The sequence below is a fragment of the Entomobacter blattae genome, assembly GCF_014672835.1.
GTDB classification, from domain to species: domain Bacteria; phylum Pseudomonadota; class Alphaproteobacteria; order Acetobacterales; family Acetobacteraceae; genus Entomobacter; species Entomobacter blattae.
The window spans coordinates 826,521-852,164 of record NZ_CP060244.1; the positions used below are offsets into that span (position 1 = coordinate 826,521).

Annotated in this window: 19 protein-coding genes, 2 tRNA genes and 2 pseudogenes; 18 read left to right on the top strand and 5 right to left on the bottom strand. The window is 46.7% G+C overall.

The window, feature by feature from the left end; genetic code table 11:
• The first annotated feature begins 54 nt into the window (after nt 1–54).
• The 12 genes and pseudogenes from gpt to JGUZn3_RS03805 form a co-directional block, all read left to right on the top strand.
• Nucleotides 55–531, top strand: coding sequence for a xanthine phosphoribosyltransferase (gene gpt / locus JGUZn3_RS03750; RefSeq protein WP_203414381.1), 477 nt, complete (start codon nt 55–57; stop codon nt 529–531).
• 287 nt (nt 532–818) lie between these two features.
• Nucleotides 819–895: transfer RNA gene (locus JGUZn3_RS03755), tRNA-Pro, on the top strand.
• Between the two features lie 18 nt (nt 896–913).
• Complete coding sequence (locus JGUZn3_RS03760; protein ID WP_203414382.1) at nt 914–1,219, top strand: ETC complex I subunit; 306 nt, start codon at nt 914–916, stop codon at nt 1,217–1,219.
• 21 nt (nt 1,220–1,240) lie between these two features.
• Nucleotides 1,241–1,317, top strand: a tRNA-Arg gene (locus tag JGUZn3_RS03765).
• A gap of 324 nt (nt 1,318–1,641) precedes the next feature.
• Nucleotides 1,642–1,923: pseudogene (locus tag JGUZn3_RS03770) on the top strand (hypothetical protein); the annotation flags it as partial.
• 731 nt (nt 1,924–2,654) lie between these two features.
• The gene (locus JGUZn3_RS03775; protein WP_203414383.1) at nt 2,655–3,719 is read left to right on the top strand and encodes an NUDIX hydrolase; all 1,065 of its coding nucleotides are present in this window, start codon (nt 2,655–2,657) and stop codon (nt 3,717–3,719) included.
• A gap of 229 nt (nt 3,720–3,948) precedes the next feature.
• Nucleotides 3,949–4,191: a hypothetical protein gene (locus tag JGUZn3_RS03780; protein ID WP_203414384.1), complete on the top strand. Its 243-nt coding sequence runs from the start codon at nt 3,949–3,951 to the stop codon at nt 4,189–4,191.
• 47 nt (nt 4,192–4,238) lie between these two features.
• Nucleotides 4,239–4,694 (top strand): phosphopantothenoylcysteine decarboxylase domain-containing protein, encoded by a 456-nt coding sequence (locus tag JGUZn3_RS03785; RefSeq protein ID WP_203414385.1) that lies wholly within the window; start codon nt 4,239–4,241, stop codon nt 4,692–4,694.
• A gap of 129 nt (nt 4,695–4,823) precedes the next feature.
• On the top strand, nt 4,824–5,807 hold the full coding sequence (gene nadA, locus JGUZn3_RS03790) for a quinolinate synthase NadA (protein WP_203414386.1): 984 nt from the start codon (nt 4,824–4,826) through the stop codon (nt 5,805–5,807).
• Nucleotides 5,808–6,012: 205 nt separating this feature from the next.
• Entirely contained in the window at nt 6,013–8,037 is a 2,025-nt protein-coding gene (locus JGUZn3_RS03795; protein WP_203414387.1) for an L-aspartate oxidase, read from the top strand.
• A gap of 310 nt (nt 8,038–8,347) precedes the next feature.
• Complete coding sequence (gene nadC / locus JGUZn3_RS03800; protein WP_238996930.1) at nt 8,348–9,211, top strand: carboxylating nicotinate-nucleotide diphosphorylase; 864 nt, start codon at nt 8,348–8,350, stop codon at nt 9,209–9,211.
• 177 nt (nt 9,212–9,388) lie between these two features.
• Nucleotides 9,389–9,585 (top strand): annotated as a pseudogene (locus JGUZn3_RS03805) (tRNA ligase subunit PheS family protein); the annotation flags it as partial.
• Nucleotides 9,586–10,097: 512 nt separating this feature from the next.
• On the opposite strand, the gene JGUZn3_RS03810 reads toward JGUZn3_RS03805, so the two are convergent.
• On the bottom strand, nt 10,098–11,768 hold the full coding sequence (locus tag JGUZn3_RS03810; RefSeq protein WP_203414389.1) for a purine-cytosine permease family protein: 1,671 nt from the start codon (nt 11,766–11,768) through the stop codon (nt 10,098–10,100).
• Between the two features lie 359 nt (nt 11,769–12,127).
• Here JGUZn3_RS03810 and ureA point away from each other — a divergent pair, with 359 nt between their 5' ends.
• From ureA to JGUZn3_RS03830, 4 genes are all read left to right on the top strand, one after another.
• Complete coding sequence (ureA, locus tag JGUZn3_RS03815) at nt 12,128–12,892, top strand: urease subunit gamma (RefSeq protein ID WP_203414390.1); 765 nt, start codon at nt 12,128–12,130, stop codon at nt 12,890–12,892.
• A 51-nt stretch (nt 12,893–12,943) separates the two neighbouring features.
• Nucleotides 12,944–14,659: an urease subunit alpha gene (ureC, locus tag JGUZn3_RS03820; protein ID WP_203414391.1), complete on the top strand. Its 1,716-nt coding sequence runs from the start codon at nt 12,944–12,946 to the stop codon at nt 14,657–14,659.
• A gap of 172 nt (nt 14,660–14,831) precedes the next feature.
• A complete protein-coding gene (locus JGUZn3_RS03825) occupies nt 14,832–18,794 on the top strand; it encodes a molybdopterin-dependent oxidoreductase (RefSeq protein ID WP_203414392.1) in 3,963 nt (1,320 codons plus the stop codon).
• Nucleotides 18,795–18,891: 97 nt separating this feature from the next.
• Entirely contained in the window at nt 18,892–19,926 is a 1,035-nt protein-coding gene (locus JGUZn3_RS03830) for an alpha/beta hydrolase (protein WP_203414393.1), read from the top strand.
• A gap of 107 nt (nt 19,927–20,033) precedes the next feature.
• Here JGUZn3_RS03830 and JGUZn3_RS03835 read toward each other — a convergent pair whose 3' ends face one another.
• Together JGUZn3_RS03835 and JGUZn3_RS03840 are read right to left on the bottom strand one after the other, a co-directional pair.
• Nucleotides 20,034–20,534, bottom strand: a complete 501-nt coding sequence (locus JGUZn3_RS03835; protein ID WP_203414394.1) for a hypothetical protein — start codon at nt 20,532–20,534, stop codon at nt 20,034–20,036.
• Between the two features lie 165 nt (nt 20,535–20,699).
• Nucleotides 20,700–21,989 (bottom strand): hypothetical protein, encoded by a 1,290-nt coding sequence (locus JGUZn3_RS03840; RefSeq protein WP_203414395.1) that lies wholly within the window; start codon nt 21,987–21,989, stop codon nt 20,700–20,702.
• Nucleotides 21,990–22,643: 654 nt separating this feature from the next.
• On the opposite strand from JGUZn3_RS03840, the gene JGUZn3_RS03845 reads away from it, so the two are divergent.
• Nucleotides 22,644–23,183: a hypothetical protein gene (locus JGUZn3_RS03845; RefSeq protein ID WP_203414396.1), complete on the top strand. Its 540-nt coding sequence runs from the start codon at nt 22,644–22,646 to the stop codon at nt 23,181–23,183.
• Between the two features lie 17 nt (nt 23,184–23,200).
• Nucleotides 23,201–23,623, top strand: coding sequence for a hypothetical protein (locus JGUZn3_RS03850; RefSeq protein ID WP_203414397.1), 423 nt, complete (start codon nt 23,201–23,203; stop codon nt 23,621–23,623).
• Between the two features lie 845 nt (nt 23,624–24,468).
• On the opposite strand, the gene JGUZn3_RS03855 is transcribed toward JGUZn3_RS03850, so the two are convergent.
• Both JGUZn3_RS03855 and JGUZn3_RS03860 read right to left on the bottom strand, forming a co-directional pair.
• Complete coding sequence (locus JGUZn3_RS03855; RefSeq protein WP_203414398.1) at nt 24,469–24,681, bottom strand: hypothetical protein; 213 nt, start codon at nt 24,679–24,681, stop codon at nt 24,469–24,471.
• Nucleotides 24,682–24,845: 164 nt separating this feature from the next.
• Nucleotides 24,846–25,469 (bottom strand): glutathione S-transferase family protein, encoded by a 624-nt coding sequence (locus JGUZn3_RS03860; RefSeq protein ID WP_203414399.1) that lies wholly within the window; start codon nt 25,467–25,469, stop codon nt 24,846–24,848.
• Nucleotides 25,470–25,644 lie beyond the last annotated feature (175 nt).

The window sequence follows — 25,644 nt, forward strand, 5'->3', positions numbered from 1 at the left end:
AGGTTAAGGCATTTTCGGGTTTATGGGTTGGAATAGAAAAGAGGCAGGTAAAATATGGCTGTAACATACGCAACCGTGACATGGGACCAGTTGCATAGGGATGCCCGGCTTTTGGCAGAATCTCTTGTGGAGCAGGGGCCATTTAAGGGCATTGTTGCTGTAACGCGTGGTGGGCTCATTCCCGCGGCAATTATTGCCCGTGAGCTGGACTGCAGGCTGGTGGAGACGGTTTCTGTTATCACTTATGATGATGAAAAGGCCAGCACCCCCAAAATTATCAAATCCCCCACAGCTGCTGGTGATGGAGAGGGGTTTTTAGTGATTGATGATCTGGTGGATTCTGGCGTTACGGCAAGGGAGATTCGACAGATCTTGCCCAAATCTTATTTTGCCTGCCTTTACGCTAAGCCCTTGGGCAAGCCTCTTACAGATTCCTTTGTCGTGGAGGTTACGCAAGAAACCTGGATCCTTTTCCCATGGGATACGGCCCCCTTATTCGTGCCCCCTTTAGCCAGAAAGAAACAAGGATAGGAGGAGCCTTGCTAAGGTTCTAGAGACGGAATAGGAAGGTAAAGGTTAAGAGAGTGCCCTTATAGAAGCCTTATAGAAGAAAGCTTTCATTGTATTGTTTGATGAATTCCTCGCTCATCGAGAGAACCAGTTTAAGGAACGGGGTTTTGGGGATTTTTTACTAGGGCACTTTCGTATTTTATGATAGAAAATATTTTATCATAAAAAATAAAAAAACGCTTTTTTGTATTTTTTTTCAATAAGGCTCTTGCCATTTTTTTATTATAACTTTAGTTTGCCGAACGGTTCGGGGCGTGGCGCAGCCTGGTAGCGCGCCTGTTTTGGGTACAGGAGGCCCCCGGTTCGAGTCCGGGCGCCCCGACCAGATTAAGGATTACTCTGTATGAAAGCTCGTATTTATCAGCAGTCCAAAGTTGCAACCCAGTCTGGCCATGCCAAGGAAGGGAAGTGGGTGCTTGAATATGGACAGACCGCTCCCCACAAGCAGGATTTCCTGATGGGGTGGACAGGTAGCAAGGATCCTCTCTCTCAAGTGAAGGTTATTTTTGCAACGCAGGAAGAAGCCGAACAGTTTGCCCAAAAAAATGGGATAGCCTACCGGGTAGAGCAACCTTCAAAGAAAATTTACGTTCCTAAATCGTACGCCGATAATTTTCGCCCGAGCAGGGTTCAGAACTGGACACATTAACTCATTTGGCCGGTTAAGTATGCGCCCTTAGCTCAGTTGGATAGAGCAACAGCCTTCTAAGCTGTGGGTCGCTGGTTCGAATCCAGCAGGGCGCACCATTCTTTTTTAAACCATTCTTCTTTTAAATTATAATTTTTGGCTTTTATTTTATTATCATTACGCCAGCTTTATTATCGTTGCGTCAGCTTTCACCTCGTCGGTTTATTTATACTTCGTGGGGGGCTGGCTTTCTACGGGCTTGGGATGTTCAAGCTTCTGGAAAGCGAGGGAACAGGGCATATTTTGTATAATTTCTAATAAGAATTTATCAAGAGATGGGCTTTGGCATGATTATGCCAGCTTTATTATGCCAAGCTTACTACGTCAGGCTTACTATGCAAGCCTTGAGGGGTGCTGCCCACAAGGCTATATCTAGAAAGTCTACTCTTGGTGAGTTAGCCTTGGGGCGGAATGTCCTTGTGGCTTTTATGCCCTGGAATGGCTATAACTTCGAAGAGTCTATCTTGATTTCAGAGCGGATTGCTCGTGATGATGTTTTCACTTCGATTCACATTGAGGAATTTGAAGTGATGGCTCGTGATACCAAGTTGGGGCAAGAAGAAATCACCCGGGATGTTCCCAATGTTGGCGAAGAGGCTCTTCGTAATCTGGATGAGGCCGGCATTGTCTATATAGGGGCAGAGGTTAACCCTGGCGATATCCTGTCTTCCAGTAGGGGAATACTATGGCCGCTATGAAGTTCATGGTCAAACATCCACCATGTGAAGCAATAATAACTTCCAACCCCGATTTTTAACCATTAGGTCGGCAAAATAATAAAGAGCTTCAAGCTTTTTGTCAGCAATGGGGGTACCTTCTCTGAGAGCTGGATTATGAGGGTTGTGAGAACGTCTGCTGCAACGCCCTTATGTTTAGAAAGTGCTGTATGGCCGGCCGCGCAATAGGGGTAATTATTCTTGAAATTGGCACTCATACAAACATTTTTTGCTCGGTTGGGGTGAAAGAGGTCTGGGAGAAAAGGCCAAAGAGGGTATCGTATTCTTTAATCGGTTCGGGTGAGCCAGTCCCGAACGGGTTCCATGAAAGCCTGCAGGTTAGGAACAAATCTCCCCTGCTTTTTTACTCCTTCCAGTTTTTATCCCTTTTAGAACAGGTGTTTCAGAACGGGCGTTGATTTTTCTGATGCTGTTTTAGCAGTATATTTTTTGAAGGAAACCATTCTTAAAAATTCTTTTATTCTAAAAAAAGTCATTCCTTCTTCAATGGCATGAGATGAGAGCATCACAAGAGAGATTTTTTATAGAAGTTCTTCTTAACAGGAAGAGCTTTAACAAATCGAATGGAAGAGGCAAATTTATAGTGGCTGCAAAATCTGTAAAGCGATAAAACAAAGGGGGTAAAATAATAAGTAAGTCTTTAAAAGAATGGAGAAATAATGGGAGAGGTCAGCGTCAGTTTGGTTGCTGTTTTGCTGGCCGTTTCAGAAGAAACGCCACTTGTGCTGACTTTACAGGGGAGCCGGCTACTGCCTTCTGGCCCCTTGGAAGAACAGCTCTATTCCTTGCAAGCCGGTATGCGGCAATGGGTAGAGCGTCAAACAGGCCATAAATTGGGCCATATTGAGCAGCTTTATACATTTTATAGCCCCAGCGATCATTATAGTCATCATTGCAATAGTCATGGCAACGATCATGATACTCATCAGCATGGCAGCGGTGTTGGCAATCTTGCTGGCTCTTCTTCTATCCTTGCTTCTTATCTTGAGAGCGCAGGGGAGGTGGGCCAAAACAAAGCCCAGTTGAGCGAACTCCAACAGAGCAAATCAGCAGAGAGAACAAGCCTCATTATGGTGTCTTACCTTGCGCTGACCCGTATCAGGAAAAGTGAGAAAGGCTGGCAGAGCTGGTATGCTTTTTTTCCATGGGAGGACCAAACCACCAAAATGGGCCAAGAGATCTTGCGCTTGGTGTGTGAAAAATTGGAATTATGGTTAAACACTTATCATGCCAATGATTCTGCCCTTTATCAGCGTTATTGCCTGACCATGGGCCAGTATGGGCTGTTGTGGGATGATGAGCTTGTTCTTCAACGCTACGAACTTTTGTATGAAGCTGGTCTTATTGAGGAATCGTGTTTTAAACGCGATGGCGAAACGCTGGTGCCAGGCTTGGCTATGGATTTTGATCATCGACGGATTTTGGCAACGGGCATTGCGCGCTTGCGGGTTAAAATACGCTATCGTCCAGTTGTTTTTGAATTGATGCCAAAGGTGTTTACTCTTTTGGATTTACAAAATGTGGTTGAGAAAGTAGCGGGGCGTAAAATCCATAAGCAGAATTTTCGTAGGCTCCTTACCCAGCAATCTCTGGTGGAAGAAACGGGTGAAAGTGTACAAAAAAGTAAAGGGCGCCCAGCTAAGCTTTTTCGTTTTAAGAGAGAGGTTGTAGATCTGCGCCAGGTTTCTGGTACCAAGCTTCCTATTCTTAAAAGTCGTTTATAGGGCTGGGGTGGGGACCAGGATAATGGCATATCAAACATGCCAATCTGTTTGGTTATCACATCCCTTCGTGCAGTAGCATGCCACTCGTTTGGGTGTGTGGGGTTTTCTATGGGGCCGTATGCGCAGATATAGTGTCTAAAATGGTTTGTTATGGGGAGTAGAGCGTTGCTTTTTTGAGTGGGGAGCAAGCGGGTCTGGAAAGGCTTCTTTTCAGGCTTTTTCTCTTTTAATGATCGTTCATACTGTTCATATAATGATTATTCATACTGTGTCATACGGAAAAAAGAAAACCCTGATCAAAGCAAACCATAACGTCTCACCTTTGAAAATCTCTTTTGGATCAAGACTAGCAGCACAGCAAGCCTTGCATAAGGATTCCAAACCATTGAGTGATGTGCGGGCCAGCAGTTGGTATCGATTGGAGGTGGCTAAAAACCTTCTCGCGCAATTTTATATGGAAGATACAGGTTAGGATTTTCCCTCTTGCTCTAAAAAGAGTCTCTTGAAAGGAGGGGGCTAGTGGAGGTTATTGATGTTGAGACGGCATTAGAAATGCACGAAGCCTGCATGGAGGTTTTACCAGTTGACATTGCCATTATGGCAGCGGCTGTCTCGGATTGGCGTGTACAATTTGTGCCTGATCAGAAGATGAAAAAATCTCAGCACCAAGGCCCCTTACAGCTCACGCTTATTCAAAACCCCGATATTCTGGCGGAGATTGCTCAACATTCTCAGTATCGCCCAAAACTGGTTATAGGATTTGCAGCGGAAACTGAGAATATCGAAGACAATGCCTTGCAGAAACTCAAAAAGAAGAAATGTGATTGGATCATTGCCAACGATGTTTCCGCGTCTACAGGCATTATGGGGGGAGAGGAAAATCAACTCCAAGTTTTTACCACACACTCTAAAGTCAGTCTTTGCCCCAAGGTTGCTTTGGGTGGCCTCTCTCTCAAGATCTTAACTTATGAATAAGAGACCCCAAGAAAGTGTGATGAAAAAATCCTCTTGGTCTTCTTGACTCTAGAGAGTCTTTCTTTACTTTATAATATAATTATTTCTTCCAACGTATTTATGCTCAAAATGAGCATAAAGGAGATAAATATGAATATCGCCGTTGCAGACCCACGCCTTGATGCGTTGTACGAAAAAGTTAAACGCGTTATTCCTCCTATGGAGTGGCAAGGCTTTGCTCAGGATATTGAAGAGATCTTGGCGTTAAAAAAAGCTCATAATGCCATTATTTTAGCCCATAATTATCAGACTCCTGAAATTTTTCACTGTGTTTCTGATATTCGTGGCGATAGTCTACAACTTGCCAGGGATGCCCAGAATGTAGAAGCCGATGTCATTATTATGGCCGGAGTGCATTTCATGGCGGAAACGGCAAAATTGTTAAACCCTCATAAAAAGGTCCTTATTCCTGATATGGCCGCAGGCTGCTCGTTAGCAGAATCGATTACGGCTGAAGATGTCCGCACACTTAAAGCCCAGTACCCTGGGGTTCCCGTGGTTACGTATGTCAACACTTCAGCAGCCGTAAAGGCTGAAAGCGATATTTGTTGTACGTCGGGTAATGCCAAAAAAATCGTGGAAAGCCTTGGCGTTGAGCGGGTTATTATGATCCCAGATGAATATCTGGCGCAAAATATCCAGAAAGAAACAGGGATTGAAATGCTCACCTGGCCTGGTCATTGCGAGGTGCATGAGCAGTTTAGTGCCCACGAGGTACGTCATTACCGTTTGGCTAATCCTGGCGTTGAGGTGCTTGCCCACCCCGAATGCCCCCCCGAAGTGGTAGCAGAGGTTGATTTTTCTGGCTCTACGGCCAGAATGGGGGAATATATTGCTCACAGCCAGGCTCAGCAGATTCTGTTGTTAACCGAATGCTCCATGAGTGATAATCTCGCAGCGCAATACCCCACTATAGAGTTTGTGCGCCCTTGTAATTTATGCCCGCATATGAAGCGTATTACTTTATCCGGCCTTAAGAAGGCCCTTCAATCAATGACGCATGAAGTAACTATTCCTGCACAATATGCTCCAAGGGCGCGCCAGGCAGTGGAGCGTATGCTCGCTGTTCAGTAAACCTCTTTTCAGTAAAATCTCTTTAAGGGGGGCGCTTGTGGTTGAGATTTCAGCTTCCACTTTTGGCAAATTCCTCTCTTGGTAAAAGTGGGATTTTGAGCTGGTCTTAATTGGCGCGGTTTGACTTTGCTTTGAAAGAATAGCCGTTACGGCGTGAGGGGGCTAGCAAGGCGGCATAAGAAGAAGGATTAAATGAGAGGCAGGTATGAGGGCGCAACAAAAAAGCCTTTTAAGGGTGGGGGTGGCGCCTAAAGGTGAGTGGCCAGCCTTGCAAGAAAATTTGGGAGATAAAAAGCCTGCTGAAACCATAGCTTTCTTCCATGATGAAGAGAAGGTGGGAGAGGAAGGGATTCTGGAAAGTTTTCAAAAAAATGGCCCTACAGGAGTTTCAGGAGCGGTGCCAGAAAACTCATCAGGACATTTTTCAGAAAAGTTTTCAGAAGAATGTTCTGATGAGTTTTGTCAGCAGCCTGCAGACGAATATTCTGAGGATTTTCCGCAGAATCTCCAGAATCTCCCGGTTATTATTGGTGCTGGCCTTGCCGGGGTCGTAGCAGCTTTGTCCTTAGACTGCCCCTGCCTTTTGGTGATGGGGAACAGGCCTTTGTATGCTTCTTCCAGTGTTTTGGCTCAAGGGGGGATAGCCGCTGTTGTTTCTAGTGCCGATACGGTCGAAAGCCATGTGCAGGATACCCTTAAAGCCGGTGCGGGTTTGGGGGAGGAAGCTGCCGTTAGAAGCATTCTTGCCGAAGGGGCCTCGGCCATTGCCTTTTTGGAACAACAAGGGGTGGCTTTCAGTAAAAAACCGAATGGTGAGTATGATCTGCATCTCGAAGCAGCGCATTCTGCTGCGCGCATCTTGCATATCCAGGGCGATGGTACGGGGGCGTCACTCATGCAGGTTTTGTTGGAGAGGGTTAGGCAGTCATCTCATATCAGGCTTTTACCTTCTATGCGACTTAACGCCCTTATTGAAGAGGGCGGGACGATAAAAGGTGTTATGGTGGATGATGGGATAAAAGGCAGGCCAATCTTTACGTCTACTGTTATTCTGGCAGGCGGAGGGGCAGGGGCTTTGTATCATCATACGACCAATCCGTCCTCAATTGATGGCCAGGTTATGGCTTGTGCCATTTTAGCAGGGGCTGTTTTTTCCAATATGGAATTTATTCAGTTTCATCCAACGGCACTGGATCTGTCTGCTCTTTCCTTAACAGCAGACCAAAAAAGCGCTTTTCCAGATGGACGGCTTCCATTGATTAGTGAAGCGGTTCGGGGGGCAGGTGGTTTGCTGGTGGATGAAACAGGCCATCGTTTTACGGATGAGCTCGCCCCACGGGATCAGGTCAGCCGTGCGGTATGGGCCCACCATCAAAAGGGCCATAAGGTTTATATGGATGCAAGAAAACTCAAGAAAGGATCGGTAAAAAGCCTATTCCCGATGATAACGGCGACTTGCCTTAAGGCTGGCCTTCATGCAGAGCAGCAGCTTATTCCCATTGTGCCTGCAGCGCATTACACAATGGGGGGCATTCAAACAGATCTTAACGCTCGTACAAGCCTTAAGGGGCTATGGGCAGTGGGAGAATGCGCAGTAACGGGGTTGCATGGGGCTAACCGTCTGGCCAGTAACTCTTTGTTAGAAGCCGTTATTATGGGGCGTAGGGCTGCTCAGGATGTTGTTTTTGCCTTGAAGGCTCAGCAGTTACCACCCCCGTTACTCCAAGGCCCAAAACTATCTTCTGATTCTACCCCTGATCTTGCGAAAAGTCAGAGAAAAGGGGTGGATCAATCAAAAAGGTCAGGCAGTGTTTTGAAGGAACAGCCGTTACGGTGTGAGGGGAGCTGGCAAGGCAGTTTTTCTCTTCCCCATGCCTTGAAGGAGACGAGCTTTGGAAAGGCAAACCGACAAGCTGAGAAAGGTGAAGAGGTTAGAGCGATTATGAGCCGTTATGGCGGGATTATCCGCCATGAAGAAGGATTAAAGGCTGCTTTAAGAGCATTAGCACCTCTGGCCCGTCACAGTAAACAGGCCTTGATAGGTTGCCTTATCATCTATTCTGCCTTACAGCGCAAGCAAAATTGTGGCGCGCATTTCCGTGCGGATGCGGCGTTTCTTCCATCGATGTTGCCGGCTCAGTCCTATCGGTTGGATAAGGTCTGGCCAGAAATAGAGACTTTGGTTGGCGTTGGAGCAGAGGCCATAAAGGGATCACTGGAAAAGGAATAAGGTAGGGCCAGAATAGTAGGATAATAGCTGGATAAAACGGAAGATCTTTGAAGAGAGAAGCCAGAATGGCAGTAACGCGCTATAATGGTTTTGAATGCTTCTTTTTAAAGATAAAGGTCAATGAAAAAGCCTATTAAAAATACCCCTTTATTTTGGATGAACAGCTATTTTTGATGAACAACCGGCTTAAAAAGTTTGTTGAATTTAAAAAATTTATTGACATAGAAATGTCGGATTTTGGAGGGGAGTATGGCCTATATGGAAAAGGATGAGGATCGTGGAAAGGCATTGTGAATCATTACCCGATATTATGGTGGAATCCCTTGTACGGGCTGGGTTACAGGAAGATCTTGGCCGAGCGGGGGACATTACCACCACCACTGTGATTCGCCCAGGGTTACGCACACGCACGCGTTTTGTAGCCCGGAGTGCTGGGTGTATCGCAGGCCTTTCCCTGGCCCGCATGGCTTTTGCTCTTATTGATCGGGATGTGCGTTTTACAGAAGTGGTTTTTGATGGAAATGTTGTTAAGGCGGGGGAGACCTTGGCAGTCGTTGAAGGCAATGCTCGTTCTATCCTTATGGCTGAACGTGTTGCGCTTAATTTTCTCTCCCATCTGAGTGGGATTGCCACAGCGACTTGGGGGGTAGTCCAATCGGTAAAGGGAACCAAAGCCAAAATATGCTGTACACGGAAAACATTACCAGGTTTTCGGGCTATTCAAAAATATGCCGTTCGGGCTGGGGGTGGGTTTAGCCATAGATTTGGGTTGGATGATGCTGTTCTTATCAAGGATAACCATATTGCTGTGGCCGGCGGCATTGCTCAGGTTCTCGAATCCATCCGTAGCCGGATTGGGCATCTGGTAAAAGTTGAATTGGAGGTGGATACTCTTGAGCAGTTGGAGGAAGGACTAGCCTGCGGAGGGGTAGATGCCTTTTTGCTTGATAACATGCCTAGCTCCCAGCTCCGTCAGGCAGTTCATATCATAAATGGAAGGGCCATTGCCGAGGCCTCGGGGGGGATTACGCCCTTGAGTGCTCCTGAGATTGCTCAAACAGGGGTAGATATCCTTTCTATCGGTTGGCTCACGCACTCTGTTAGCGCTTTAGATATTGGGCTGGATTATGAAGGCTATGAAGGCCTGTGGGAGGAAACAGTCAGGCAGGCTTAAGGCCAAGCTATATGCCGCCAGGAATAGGCTCCTTCTGAATTCTCATCTGACTTTAGGGCAGAAATTAGGCCAGAATTCTGGATAAAGAATCCCAAAGGGGTTGCAGATATAAGCGGCCAAAGAAAAAGGGATATCAAAAGAAACCCCTGCCCAACGTCCGTTATTGATTGGTATGGCGGGTTAGACCCACGGGAGTGGCAGGGTTTTGCCTTTGGCATGGGGGTAGAGCGTTTAACCATGTTGAAAAATGGTATTTCGGATTTGCGCTCCTTTTACGAAAGCCAATGTGTTACGAAAGCAATGTGCGTTGGTTAAAGCGTTTTGGTTGTAGCTCGCTTGTGTCTGTTATTCTGCATGAAGAAGTAAACCGGTGAAATTTACATTTTTCTGGTCTGTGTAAGCCTCTTGAAACATCGGTCGTGATTGAGGATATTTGCGCCTGCTTGAATAGGATAGGCCTAGAGGTGGAAAAATGTCATGGCCATATAAATTTCAGTTTGGGATTTTGGAGCCACAGTCTCTTCACTACGATAATAACCTACCGTAATTTTCTCTTCTAGAGAATAATGGAAAAACCCCTATGGAGAAGGCTTTAGGGGAGCTTTTATTTGTGTCTGATAGTTTTTCCAGTAGTTTTCCTGGTATTTTTCTTGGCAGAGAGTGTTTGCCAATAAGTGCTTTACAGTAAGCGGGTCGTGGAAAGAGAGCTCTCCTTCCAGCAAGCGGTTCTGCCAAGGTGGGTTCCCCAGCTTTTCAGGTGTAAGGGGAAAAAGACGTTCCCAATCTCTTGCTGAAAGCATGCATTAAAGCCGGAATTTCGGTAAATGGCTCTAAAATGGAAAACGCCTTTTCTCCCATTGGGAGAAAAGGGGCAAGTTTTAAAGGGTTAACGCTGGGTTGTAACACACAGGGAACAGGTTATTCCCTCCATGTGGGGAAGGTGCATGACATCGGGGCGTTCAAACTCTTCCTGGCAGGATGTGCAGGTGTAAAGGCTTTTTGTAGGGAGGCCGCTGGCATCAAAGCGCGGCTCCAATATACCATCTTCTGTGTGGCGTAAATAATATTTTCCCTTGGTGGCAAGGCAGAGCAGGGGCGGGGCAATAAAGCCTATTGCCAACGCTATAAGGGGGGAATAGGAGGTAAGTGTTGCGCCCAACAGGCCAAAATAGGCAGCAATAGAAAGACCAGAAGCCAGTAAAAAGGCGATAACCCCTACCGGGTTAATGCCATAAAGCATATGTTTGCGGAATTCCGGCTCTTTGGGGGAAAGCCCTAAAAGATATTTATTAATCGTAATATCCGTGGCGACCACCATAACCCAGGCAATGGCACAATTGGCATAAAAGCCTAATATAGCATTCAGCAGCGCAAACAGGTTTTCCTCCATCAGGAAAAAGGCAAACCCCACATTAACAACCACAAACACCAGCCGCCCTGGGTAGTGGCAGGTAAGGCGGGTATAGGCACTTGTCCAGGCCAAGGAGCCGGAATAGGCGTTGGTGACATTAATTTTAACCTGACTAATCACCACCAGAACCACAGCCAGTAACACGGCTAGTCCGTGGGGAGCCATATTTTGGAATAAGGTTGCAAATTGCTCGACAGGTTCAGTCGCCATGGCTGTAGGTTGAGAAAAGGTGGTGACAACATAAAAGGCAATAAAAGCGCCAATCGCTTGTTTTATGGCCCCTAGAATAACCCATCCTGGCCCAGCGCAAACCACAGCCCACCACCATTGACGGCGAGTAGCGTGCGTGTAGGTTGGCATAAACCGTAAATAATCAATCTGTTCCCCAATCTGGCCCATAAGGGATAGGGCAACACCTGCTCCCAGCATGATGGCCGGAAGGCTGAGAGAGGCAAATTTTTCTGAACCATTATGGGCCAGCCAGGCTGGTAATATTTCTGGATGATGAAAGACAAGATAGGCTACTGGCCCAACCATGAGAAAGAGCCAGAGGGGGGTTGTCCATATTTGAAGCTTGCTTAAGGCCTTCATACCAAAAAAAACAAGCGGGATGACAATAACTGAAGCCAGCAAATATCCCAGCCAGAGGGGAATCCCCAACCCCATATTAAGACCTTGGGCCATAATGGAGCCTTCAAGTGCAAAGAAAATAAAGGTGAAGCTGGCAAAAATAATGCTGGTAATAACCGAGCCATAATAGCCAAAGCCTGCTCCTCTTGTAATCAGGTCGAGGTCAATATTATAGCGGGCAGCATAAAAAGCCAGCGGGAAGCTGGTGGTGAAGATGATTATCGCTGCCAATGCAATCGCTAAAAGGGCATTGAAAGTGCCATATGTTAAACCAATACTGGCTCCAATGGAAAAATCGGCCATATAGGCAATGCCACCCAGGGCTGTAATGGCTACGGTGCGAGCACTCCAAGTTCTAAAACTATGGGGGGCGTATCGTAAGGTGTAATCTTCGCGTGTTTCCTTGACAAAAATAGGAGAGGAGCCTTGGGTGGCTAGGAAGTTTTCGGGGGTTGTGAAGTGTTCAGGGGGTGTGAAATTTTCAGGCTGGGAGGCTGAGGGGGAGTTTGCGCTCATGATCCTATACTCCATCAAAGGGGTAATGAGGGAATGGGTAAAGGGTAAGCAACAAAGTAATAAATGACAATAATAAAATAAAAAAAACAAAATTTATTTTAATGTTATGATGAAAAAACAAGCAATATGATTAATTTTTATACAAATGCCTATTTTATAAATATATAAAAATCATATATTTATTTTTTTAACTATAAAATTAAATTATCGTATTTTTTATTCTTTTAATTACTCAATTAATATGATTTTATAAATAAAAATATCTATTTCGTTTATTGTTATTCATGATGTTGGCCTGTGTGTTTTCTTTAGAAAACAAAAATTACCAATGGCAACACTCAGTTAAGGAGGGGAAAACCGTGCATCTTACGCCCAGTGAAAGTGATAAGCTTTCTATTGTTACCGCAGGCTTTCTTGCCCAAAGACGCTTAGCGCGGGGGTGTCGCCTTTCTTACCCCGAGGCTGTGGCCTTACTCTCCCTTGTGTTGCTTGAGCTTATTCGTGATGGCCGGCATTCTGTTTCTCAGCTTATGGAGCTGGGGAGTACTATTCTTGGTCGCCGTGAAGTGATGGATGGTGTAGCAGAGATGTTGGAAACCCTGCATATAGAAGGGACATTTCCTGACGGTACAAAGCTTGTTGCTGTCAACCTGCCCTTGCGTAACGAAAAAGGGCATCTTTCCCTTGCCCTTTACGGAAGCTTTCTCCCTGTACCGGATGAACAGCTTTTTGAGTCTGTTTCTCAGGAGATGGCCCTTAATGCTCAGGCAAAGACCCAGCAATATCTTTATGCGCAATCGCCTATAGAGCTTAATGAAGGGCGGCCCGTTTTTGAACTTGAGATGACCAATACCGATGGGCGTCCCATTCAGGTGGGTAGCCATTTTCATTTGGCAGAAGCTAATCCCCGTTTGGTGTTTGATAGAGAATTGGCCGTAGGAAAGAGGCTGGATATTCCTGCAGGCACGGCTATTCGTTTCGAGGCAGGAGAGAGCCGAAAGGTTGGCATTGTTCCAATTGCTGGTCATCAGATGATTAAAGGGGGCAATCGTTTTGCCAATGGCCGTGTAGGCCAAGGGGCGGATTTAACAGAAAGCCAACCTGTTGTAGAGACCGCCAAATAAACTTGATTTTTGGAATCCGTCTTTAAGCCTTCTGAAAAAGGAAAAAAGAGTATGGCCTATAAACTTTCCCGTAAAGACTATGCTGCCTTGTTTGGCCCTACCACCGGTGATCGGATCCGCTTGGGTGATACCGCCCTTTGGGCAGAGGTCGAAAAAGACTACACCTCCTATGGGGATGAGTGCGTTTTCGGTGCTGGCAAGGTTATCCGTGATGGCATGGGCCAGGCTTCCGGTATTGAAAGCCGCCACGTGCTTGATTGTGTGATTACCAACGTGGTGGTGATAGACTATACGGGTATTTACAAGGCTGATATTGGGATAAAACAAGGCGTGATTGCCGGAATTGGCAAAGCGGGTAACCCGGATGTTATGGCCGGTGTTGATCCAGATCTGATTATTGGCGTTAATACTGAGGTGATCTCTGGTGAAGGGTTGCTTCTGACCGCCGGTGGGGTAGATACCCATTTCCATTACATCTGCCCTCCTCAGCCTTTAACGGCTTTAGCCAGCGGGATAACGACCCTGGTCGGTGGGGGAACGGGGCCGGCTACGGGTTCTTTGGCGACAACCTGCACGCCCAATGCCACTTACCTGCGCCAGATGATGCAGGCTACAGATTCAATTCCTGTCAATTTTGTTTTTACAGGACGGGGCAATTCTTCCAGCCCACAAGGCCTTCGTGAACAGGTACTGGCGGGGGCAGGGGGTTTGAAACTGCATGAAGATTGGGGCACCACACCAGCTGCTATTGATAATTGTTTAAGCATAGCTGAGGCAGAGGATATTCAGGTGACTATCCATACTGATAGCATTAATGAGAGTGCAACCGTAGAGGATAGTATCAAGGCTTTTGGCGGGCGTACTATTCATGCCTATCATGCCGAAGGGGCAGGTGGTGGTCATGCCCCGGATCTGCTCAAAATCTGTTCTGTACCCAATATTCTGACCAGTTCTACCACGCCAACAAACCCCTATACGGTCAATACTGTTTCAGAACATCTGGATATGCTGATGGTATGTCACCATCTGGATAAAAATGTGCCAGAAGATAAAGCCTTTGCTGCAAGCCGTATTCGGGCAGGCACTATCGCCGCCGAAGGGGTCTTGCACGATATAGGAGCAATTTCCATGATGACATCCGATAGCCAGGCGATGGGCCGCGCTGGTGAAGTCATTATGCGCACCTGGCAGTTGGCCGATGTTATGAAAGATCAGCGTGGTAGCTTGCCTGAAGATTCAGACCAGAACGATAATGTCCGTATCCGTCGTTACATTGCCAAATATACCATTAACGGGGCGATTGCGCACGGTATGTCCCATCTTTTGGGATCTGTTGAGAAAGGCAAAATTGCTGATTTGGTTTTATGGCGCCCCGCATTTTTTGGTACCCGCCCTGAGATGGTGCTGAAAAACGGTTTTATTGCCATGGCCCAGATTGGTGATGCCAACGCTTCTATTCCGACGCCACAGCCGCAATATATGCGGCCCATGTTTGGTGCTCTTGAAGGTGGGGTAGGGAAAAATGCCATTCTTTTTGTTAGTAAGGCTTCCCTTCAGGAAGGAGGTGTAGAAAATTATGGCCTTAAAAAACGCCTAGAGCCTGTGCAAAATTGCCGTGATATTGGCCGAAAAACCATGAAATTAAATGATGCCATTCCGGATATTACCGTTAACCTTAAAACCTATGCTGTAGAGGTTGGCGGGGTAGAAATTGCAGCCAGGCCTGTTTCAACTCTTCCACTCGCCCAAAAATTTGCTCTTTTTTAAGCTGGTTTGCCCACGGGGTGATCTTAATCACAAACAGGGGGAGGTTAAGCAGTCAGTAGTTTACGAAAAAAACACTACAGGAGCCAATTCTTCTGGGAAGAGTGGGAGAATAATCCGATTGAAGAGTATTGAACTCAGGAGATAGGAAAAACTCAGGCGATAGGAAAAGTGGATGGTTGGAACAAAACAGGTAAAATCTGTTTGCCCCTATTGCGGCGTAGGCTGTGGAACGGTCCTTACCCTCGAAGAAGGGCAGATAAAAAAGATAGAAGGCGATAAGACCCATCCCGTCAATATGGGGCGGCTTTGCACCAAGGGTAGCACTGCTCATCAGGTGGTCGCTCACCCCGAGCGCCTTACCCATCATTGGATTAGGAAGAAAAGGGGAGAGGCCGCCAGCCCCACCTCCACTGAAGAAGCCGTAAGCCATGTGGCTGCGATATTGAAGACACTCTTAGAGGAGCATGGCCCTGATGCCATTTCCTTTTATGTTTCTGGGCAAATGTCGCTAGAGGCCCAATATCTGGTGACAAAACTGGCCAAGGGATTTATCCGGACTCGGTATGTGGAATCCAATTCACGCCTGTGTATGGCTTCAGCCTCTGCAGGGTATAAACAGTCTCTTGGGGCTGATGCCCCACCTGGCTCTTATGAGGATATGGATTGTACTCATCTGTTTTTTGTGATTGGGAGCAATATGGCCGATTGTCACCCAATTCTCTATCTGAGGATGATGGACCGTATCCGCCAGGGGGCAAAGCTGATTGTGGTAGATCCCCGTCAAACACCAATGGCAGAAAAGGCCGACCTGTTCTTACAACTGAAGGCTGGTACAGATATGGCCTTACTAAATGGGCTTTTGCATTGTTTGGTAAAAGAGCAGCGTATTGATAGAGACTTTATTGAAAATTTTACCGAGGGTTGGGCAGCCATGCCCGCTTTTTTAGAACCCTATACGCCAGCTTTTGTGTCATATATTACAGGTTTGGCCGAGCACGATATTTGCAAAGCAGCCCAGATGATTGCCGAGGCCCCTGAATGGATCAGCTGCTGGACGATGGGGTTAAACCAAAGTACAAGTGGTACGGCCCATACCAATGCGATCTGTAACTTGCATTTGGCTACTGGGGCAATTTGTAGGCCAGGGAGTGGCCCTTTATCGCTTACGGGGCAGCCAAATGCGATGGGGGGGCGCGATATTGGCTATATGGGGGCGGGTTTGCCTGGGCAACGCTCAGCCCTTGAGGCTGAAGATCGGGCTTTTGTTGAAAACATGTGGGGCCTGCCTCCATCTACCCTTCCCACCGATGGCGGTGAAGGGACACTGGGCTTATTTAGGCAACTAAGGGTGGGTGCTATAAAAGCCTGCTGGATTATTTGCACCAATCCCGTGGCGAGTATACCCCACCGCCAACTTGTGCAAGAAGCCTTGGAACGGGCAGACTACGTGATTGTGCAGGATATCTTTGAGAAAACCGAAACCACCCCTTATGCGGATACGCTCCTCGCTGGAGCCCTTTGGGCGGAAGGCGATGGCGTTATGGTGAATTCAGACCGTACCCTGACATTGGCAACCAAGGCGCTAGAGCCCCCTGGGTTTGCCCTTCCCGATTGGCAGTTGATTGCCAAGGTTGCAGTAGCCATGGGCTATGGGCATGCCTTTTCTTATACCTCCTCAGCGGAGATATTTGAGGAAATCTGCCAGTTTTGGAATCCTAAAACGGGGTATGACCTGCGCGGTATTACCTATAAGGATTTACAAAAGGGAAGTGCCCAATGGCCTGCCTCTCCACAGGATGATCCGCATGCCCGTGGGAGGATACGCTATATTAATAATGGCCATAGCCAGGCAAGGTGCCAAGCAAAAGGGGCTTCTGCTCCTCAGGCCCCTGTATGGCCCAGGTTGAATTTTGCAACGCCTTCGGGTAAGGCTGTTTTTCATGCCCGCCCTTTTGTTCCTCCTGCTGAAAGGGTGGATGAAGCTTACCCTTTTATTCTCAATACGGGCCGGGTGCAAAATCAGTGGCATACGGCTACAAAAACAGGCAAGATTGAGGCTCTAAACCGGCTTAACCCCGGCCCCTTTATTGAGGTGAACCCCTATGATGCCAAAGCCCTGGGTTTAAAGACGGGCTTGAAGAGGGGAGTGGATAAAGGAGAGATGGTTCAGGTTATTTCGCGGCGGGGAAAGGCTCTATTGCCTCTGGTTATAAGCCACCGTGTCAAAAGGGGAAATTGTTTTGTCCCTTTTCACTGGAGTGACCTGTTTGGGGAGGATATGGCCATCAACGCGGTTACCAACCCTGCAGTAGATGCAACCTCTCTTCAACCGGAACTTAAATATTGTGCTGTTAACCTTCTGGCAGTAGACCCCTCATCAGAGCAGGCAGATGATCTCTCCCAGCCCCAGCCTCTTAAGGCTGTAGAGATGCTTGAGGCTAGTCCCCTTGCTGGCCAGGTGGTTTTGCTATGGGCCTCTCAGACTGGAAAAACCGAACAGTTGGCTTATCAGTGCCAGGCCAAGTTAAAGGATTATGGCATTACAGTGGTTTTACAGCGCTTGGGAGAGACAATACTGGCAGATTTACGAGCGGCTTCCTGTGTGCTGGCGATGGTGAGCACATTTGGGGATGGGGCTCCTCCCGATGCGGAGCTTCCCTTTTGGGAAGAGGTAGAAGCCTGCAAGGATACAGACTATCTGCTTTCTTTGCCGGTCTCTGTTATGGCGTTTGGAGATAGGAGTTATGCGCAGTTTTGTGGGTTTGGCAAAAAACTGGAAAAAGCCTTGCACGCTATGGGGGCCTATCTCTTCATACCGCATTATGAAAGTGAGCATGATGATATGCAGCCTGTAGGGCAATGGCTGGCCGAGGTGATTGCAGCCCTTTCAGGCAATATCTCTTTACTGGCCTCCAACAAGAAGGGCAGAAGTGAAAGTATAAAAGACAAGGAGGGCCATCATGCGCTTAAGAAAAACGAGAACGGCATAGCCTGCATACGGCTTGATTTGGGCATTCAGGCCCCGGCGGTAAAGCGTAAAACAGAATTTGCAAGGCTTGTTAAAAATGCACGGCTGAACCAACAGGATTCCCTTAAGGATACTCGCCATTATATTTTTCATACAGCAGGCCTCTCCCTGGCTTATGAAGCAGGGGATGCCCTGGGGGTGGTGCCTGAAAATGACCCAAGATTAATAGCAACCATCCTTTCCTGTCTGGGGTTTTCTGCTCATGATCTTGTGCATGTTCCTGGCCATGAGCCTATGGTTTTGCAAGAGGCTTTAGCCCATCATTACGAAATTTCTCGTCTGTCAATAGATTTTCTTCGTTTTGTTTGTGACCATACCAAAAGTGGCTATCTGGCTCAATTGCTGGAGGAGGACAATGCAGAGGAATGCCGTCAATGGGTTTGGGCACATCAGATTGTTGATGTGCTGCGGACTTACCCTATAAAATGTACCCCGCAAGAGTGGGTCGATCAGCTCAAGCCGCTTCAGCCCCGTTTTTATTCCATCGCCTCTAGCCCGCTTGTGGCACCTGAGCATATTCACCTTACGGTTTCAACCTTGCGCTATTACTGTAAGGATGAGCTGCGTGGTGGGGTGTGTTCCACTTTTTTGGCTGACCGGGCTGAAAAGGCCAAGTTGTTTATTCAGCCTTCAGCACATTTTCGCCTGCCAGAGGACAGTGAGCGCGCTGTGATTATGGTCGGGGCCGGCACAGGAGTGGCCCCGTTTAGGGCATTTCTGCAAGAACGCAGAGCGCGCGGAGATAAAGGAAAAAACTGGCTATTTTTTGGGGAGCAACATTTCCATTCGGATTTTTACTACCGTCATGAATGGGAGGAGTATACCCAACAAGGGTATTTATCTTGTTTTGATACGGCATTTTCCCGTGATCAGGGCCATAAAGTGTATGTTCAGCACCGTATTATGGAGAAAGGAGCCGAGTTATGGCGATGGTTACAGGAGGGAGCCAATTTTTATATTTGCGGTGATGCCCTTCATATGGCCCGAGAAGTTGAAGGGGCTTTCCAATCCATTATTGCCACTTATGGGCACATGTCTGATGAAATGGCCCAAGCATACCTCTTGAATATGCAGAAAGAAAAGCGTTACATGAAGGATATTTATTAGTTTTTCTGCGTTAATAATTTCTCTGCCTTAACAAGGCTGTTTATGAGAAGCCTGGTGATGAAAGACAGCAGCTTTCTAGCTAGTAGGAGATAAGGGTGTGCTGGTAAGGCGTAAATTGTTGATGGCTGGAGTAGCCCAAGGGTTGGCTTCTCTTTCTGCTTTTGGCCAGGGGCGTTCTGAAACCCTCATGGATACACTCAAGGGCCCCTTTAAGGGGCCCTCTATTTCTGGTTCTTCTTCTCGAAGGGAGAGAGGGCAAAAGTCTGATGAAGTGACTTCTTCCTCAATAACGGTTTTCCCCCTTTGGCCTCAGGGGTATCTTCAGGATTCACGCCTAAAACGAACAGAGCATACAGGCCAGAGAGGGCAGGTTTTTGATGTCATGGAACCACGATTGCTCATGCACAATTTTCCCGCTGGTAAGACATGCAGGGGGGCTGTTATTGTGGTTCCTGGGGGTGGGTATTGTAATATAGAGGAAGGGGTGGAAGGAGCGCCTACAGCTCGCTGGCTTATGGAGCAGGGCTTTCAGGTGTTTGAGCTCCTCTATCGCCTGCCGATTTCGGGCTGGTCGGATCACGCTGTTTTATCTGATGGTCAGCGTGCCGTAAGGGTGGTGAGGCACCTGGCAGAACAATACCATTACCCTGCAGATCGGGTTGGAATGCTGGGGTTTTCGGCTGGCGGTCACCTCGCTGCCATAACTGCAACCCAATGCCAAAAACGCTGGGAGCATATTTGCGATGGTTTCGATACCCTTTCTGCCCGGCCAGATTTTGTAGGGCTCATTTACCCTGTTTTAACGCTCATGGCGCCTTATAATCATAATCATTCTTCCCGGCAAATTTCTCGCCACCTCGAAAAGGGGGAGACGGTAAAAGACTATTCTGCGGAGTTTACCGTAGATAAGGACACTTCGCCCATGTTTTTAGCCCATGCAGAAGATGACCCCATTGCGCCGGTAGAAAATAGCCTTCGCATGTATACGATGTTAAGACAAGCCCATGTTAAGGCAGAGCTCCATATTTTTCAGCAAGGAGGCCATGGTTGGTTTAGAAAACATAAGCTTGAGACCTATCTTTGGCAGCCCCTTTTTTTAAATTGGGTTCAGGTTGTGTTTTTATCCCAATAATAGGTTTTGTTTGCTCAGCTTTCCTCTTCTCCCCTAAGAGGGCTTACCTGCCCCAGGAGGTATAATGCCAGAAGGTATAATGCCTGAAGATATATAATCGAGGGTAGTTATTTATAGACTCGGTTCAGGGTGCCAATTTCTGTTACAAAATTGCACGAAGCCCCAGTATAAACCCTACATCCCTCACTGGCCGATACTGCCGTAAGGCTGTGGCCTGCAGCTTTAAAGGTTATGCGGCATTCGGGGTGGACAACAGGCTTATCAACATAGCTGGCCGGTTGGGTAATGGTGATTTGATCGGCCATTTTAGAGAGCTGCCCTTCGATGCGACCAGAACAGTTGGCTGTATTAAAGGCCGTTGTTGCCGTAGCTTTTCTGGCGTTAAGAAGAACAATGGCACGGTCGAGATGGGTATCATCCTGAGTATCGACATTACCGTAGATGTCTTCTTGCTTTTCCAGGCGCTGATATTTTTCCTCTTGAGCGCTTGGAGCGTGGTTGAAAATGGCATTAAAATCTGGATTAGCAGGCGCTGCTCGTGCTGACAGAAGGGGAGATAGAGCAAAGCAGGAGAGAAGAACAGCTGAGGGTATGAATCTTGAAGGCATTCGCGTATCTCTTGGAAAATGTAAAAATAAAATCGCTCATAAAAAAGCCTGGCTTAGTTATAATACCAGGCTTGAGTTTAAACTATTGTTTTTATGGGTCTGTTTAAAAATATTTTCTCTTACTCATCATATTTTCTCTCAGCTCATAGCGGCTGGCTTACAAGCTTAGCTAAAAGGGTTTTGCCCATTTTGGGTCCAACCGGCTAATGTGATAAGATTCCCAGAATTGAGTGTGTAGATTGTGTTTCCCCCAGTAATCTGGGTGTTCACAATATTTTGGCCATTTTCCAGATGGAGTTTGAATTGACTGGCGGCCCCATTTGTTGCTTGTGACTGAGTAAAATTTCGTAAAATCGTATTACCAGTGCCTACAGTAATATCAAAACTGGCATTATAAAGTGGCTTGAGGTCAATATCGGCAGAACCTGAGCCGAGTGTGGCAGTCAGGCTATTACGAGCGGCCGTGCTGATTTGAACATTTTCTGTTCCCCCGTGGTAGATAATCGCACCGCTTCCTGCTTCGGAGCTGCCAATAAAGGTTTGCCCGTAATTGAGTGTGGCATTATTGGAACCATTAATGGTCACGCTGCCAACCCCGCCAACCACAACACTGTTATTGCCCCCATTGATATTGATGACAGAGGACTGGTTGCCAGTATAGGCTTGGTCGTTTCCTGTAAAATTCAGGTTGGCAAAGGTTTGGTTGCCAGGGTTGTTGTAGACAACAATCGCATTGTTGCCTGTAAAATTTAGGGTGCCGGCTGATTGGAAAATATTAACCTGTGGGGTGGTACCAGTCAGCGCATTGGTTGTTATGTTATAGGTGTTGGTGGAGGAGTTAATTGCGTTCAGAATAACATCAAGATGGTGAAGTGTTGTGCCCGTGTTATTTGGGCCGTTAATGTTGAACGTGGCCGTGGTGGAGCCTGCAACCAGCTGGGAGTCAGCGCCTGGGTTGCGTATTGTGGAGTTTTCTGGAACAGAGTTAAGGTAGTAATTGATATATTGTCCGTTTCCTACCCAGGTTTGGTTTCCGCCTAAATCATAGATATTGGCTGTTGTTGGGTAGGTGGCCCCATTCATAACAAGCAATGTGTTTTGCTCGGTAATGTTAAAGAGATTGGAAGAGGCAGAATGGCTATTACCATCGGCAAAGATTCTGAACTGATTGGTCGAAGAATCTCCGTAGGAGTAAACAGTTCCTTGCCCGGCAACAAGGAAGGCGCTTGCTCCTAGGCCAGAAACGGTCACGGTTGAAAGCGAAGATTGGCCTGTTTCTATGGAGAGGGTACTGCTGGCACTGCCTGTAACGTTTAAAACAGCACTGGCGGTGTTGTGAATGGAAAGGCTTCCTTGCCGGGCGCTGTTTACGTTAACATTTGCCGTGGATTCATTCCATGCGGTGGCATCTAAATTTAACTGGTCTGAGCCTGAAAGAACATATGTACTGGCCATGGTCAATCCTCTGGTTAAGGTTTATAGAATAAAAAGTTTGAAAAGGTTTGGAGCGTTAAAAGCATCTTTCGTAAAAATATTTTTATGGAAATTTTTGCTTGCAACCGTGCCTGCACCAGCAACTTGAGTTGCATGGAATGTCTTTTTTCTCCAAAGATCAGCATAGAATATTTACTATTTCTTAATATTTACTACTTCTTAATTTTGTCTTTTTCTGGTCCATGAGAAATATTTTTTGTTTTTTGAAATTATTTTTGGGTAAAATTGTGGAGTCTATAGAGTAAGCCCTTATTAATTGGGGGTATGGAAATACTATCGAGAGCATGGAAATACTTGTCTCAACATTTCTTTCAACACAAGGCCGTAGTACGAGGGCCCTTCCATAGAGCCTCAAGGGGCGAAGGGGGAAAACATCTAGGGCCATAGACGTGATTTTCTTGAAAATCGGGATTGGTAAAATCTTTATTTGGACATATGATAGGCCTGCTCAGGGCAGCAGAAACCAAAGCAGATCCACGGGGAGAGGTATCATTGAAACGGTTTAGAACTATACTATTACTGTTATTGTCTATTTTTATCGTTACAGCATGCGCAAGAGAAGAGAGCGGTAAAAGGGGCTTTAGGCTTACAAGGGAGAGAATTCAGAACCGCTCTGTGACAACAGCTTTCTATAAGGGTGTTTCCGTAAGTAAGGCGGTAGAGGCCGTGGCTATCCTTCTAAAAAAACGGGGCTATTATATTAAAAATAAAATTGAGGGGCCCATAGGCTTGGTATATGCCTATCGCAACGAATGTAATCCGTCGATAGATTATAATAACTGCGTTACGGGGAAGTTTTCGAAATATATTGCTCCCACAACCACAACAGTGAACACCATGATCTATGGTAACCCCGATATTGAGATGGTGCCTAATTACGGCTCAGCAGATGCGCAAGGCTATAGTGTGCGTGTGAATGCCATTAGCCGTTCTGATATGATTGCCTCAGTCGTTATTACCGCGATGCCTGAAAATGAGGTACGCATTCGGGTTGTTTTCCAATATGTGGCGTACTATAGTCGAGGGATTCAGGCAGCCTCCTGCAATATCGTAACCGAGGACTGTAAACCAGGGGCTTACCCCAGTATTTACGAGGATTTCTTCAAGGATACGGATCAGCTTCTTGACCAAAAACGTACAGATTCGCAATCATAAGGCTGCAAGGTGTTAAAATGCACATGGTAAAACACACAGACACACGTACTAAACGGGGATGGTTGTTAGGAGGCCTTCTCGGTTTGGGTTTTTTACTGGCTCCCGTTTCCTCGCTTTATGCCCAGGAAAAAGGGATCTCTCTTGATCGCCAGCGGGTTTTCGATACATCCGATACGCTCAAAATCATGCAAAAAACCATTTACACCTTACAGGATCTGGATTTTGCCATTAACTGGATTGATTTCCAGCAAGGTAAAATTTATGGAGAAAGCCTCAGGAACTGGACAATTCAGGTGATGATTTGGGTGACCACCGACAAGAATGGAAAAACCTTTGTGGGCTTTAAAGCAATGTATGGCGATGAATTTGTGGAAGACCCACGGCCGATTAACTCATTCTTTCGGGCCTTGGCCAGAAACGTTGTGGATGACTCCATCTAAGATTTTAAATAGTTCTAAGCCTGCACGGTACCCTTGTGAGAGGAATTGTTCTCCCATAGGGTAGGGGGGGTGTAGGAGCCCACATGAAAAACATGTGTTAATCCTGCCCCTTCCTACCCCATATTGCCGTGCAACCCATATCGCCGTGTCAATAGAGTATTCTTATGGCATTAAACTGGGCAGGCTCTACAAGCCATTATTCTCTCTGGTAAAAAGCCAGTGACCAACCATGTTTATCCTATGGCCCCTCTCTCTAAAGGGTGTTATATCCAACCTAAAGGTGTTCTCCAACGATCTGGGGCTAAACAAGGGCTTTCTGGTCAGGTAATCTGGTCAGATAATTCGGCCCAGGAAAATCCGAGGCAGGGCAAATCCGAGTCAGGCACTCTGTTTAGTATGGGATATTCAGAATAGGGTTTGGGGCTTTGTAAATTCCCTTATAAAACCTAAAAAAATAGCCGGTTGGCTTGCTGTTTTTAGAGTTTATGGGACAATAGGGTGGGCGAATTCTTCATATATCGTAAGCCTGCAAATATAAGTCGGAAAATATCCTGTCTCCTTCCTTGTGAAGGCAATGATTCCTCCCCAGAGAGGAATGGACCCTAGAGGATATGTCTCGCTCCATTTTACTTCCACATGTATGGTGGAACCCTATTTTAACGGGTTTTCCGTAGAATTCCTTGGCAAGTATATGGGCAATCCCTGAAAGTTTAGGTACGGTGTTGTTGCAAGCCCTTAGCCTAGATCGGGGGCGATGGCCTAACGTTTCTTACGGTCTTTCTAGCCTTAAGACCCTTGTTGAAAGTAAAGGGTGTGTTGGCAGATAGAGAGTTTGGCCAGAAAGATTACCAGAAAGATTGGCTAGAAAGAGCAGCCAGTTTTGTTTTTTCAGATTTTTTAGAAAGAAATGTTGTGGGGAGTTTATTGCTGCAAAAGGTTTTAAACATTCCAAGCTTCATGGCGCGCGCTGTCAGGCGAATTGTTGCCCCAGAGAGTACCCCCACCAGAGCATATCCCAGAGCGCGCGCAGCATGCCGAGAATGCAGCATATCAACCATGGGAAGAAGCCAAAATTCGTGTATTCAATGCTCCTCATAGTTGTATTGCATGGGCAGGTTCCCTGATTGGGAAAAATTTCACCCAATCCACGAAAGTGGAAAAGTAAACTCCCCAGAGCACACTATGCTCTTATGTAACCTTAATGAGTTCGTAAGAAAGGGGCTTATTTGCTTTCCAGCTCTAGGGTTTTTGTAAAGACAGGGTGGTGTTTCAGCTTGGCAAATAAACGCTCGATATTGGTATAGTTCTTCAATCCCCCATCATCGGCAAGCTGGAATTTGGCCCATCTGAGCATAGGGAACAGGTAGATATCAACATAGGTTAGGTTAGCACCGACCATATAATCTTTCTTATCCAGATGCTGCTCAATAACTGCTAGTTTTCTGCGGATAATTTTTAGCGCTGCCTGTTTGACGTTTTCAAGGTCTTCTTCCTTGGTCGATACGGTATAGCGGTTTGGAAAATAAATGGGGTAAAAAGCAGGGTGGAGATCGCCCGTTAAAAAGCTGGCCCATCTTGTAAGTTCACTATCGTGTTTGAGATCGCCGGTAGAGCCTAATTTGGCCTCGGGGAAGCGTTTGTCAAGATATTGGAGTATGGCTGCAGCCTGGGTGAGTATCCATCCTTCTCCTGTGTCTAAAATAGGCACCGCGCCTGCAGGGTTAAGTTCTAAAATAGCGGTGGAATCCCTTTGTGCCAGTTCGGCCTCATAAGGCTGGCCAATGAATTCCAGGGCAATATGGGGGGCGAGGGAGCACGCACCTGGTCTATAATAGAGTTTTATCATATCAGTAATCCTGAAATAGGGTAACTGCGGAAGGAGCAGAATGGATAGCCCAGCAGGGCTGTTTAATAAAAACCGGTATAGTGGACCGGCAAGACTCTCTTAAACAATAGCTATACTGGTAAAAAGTTTGTTTTGTCCAGCACTCTCTTGGTGAAGGATTCTTCACGATAGAGCA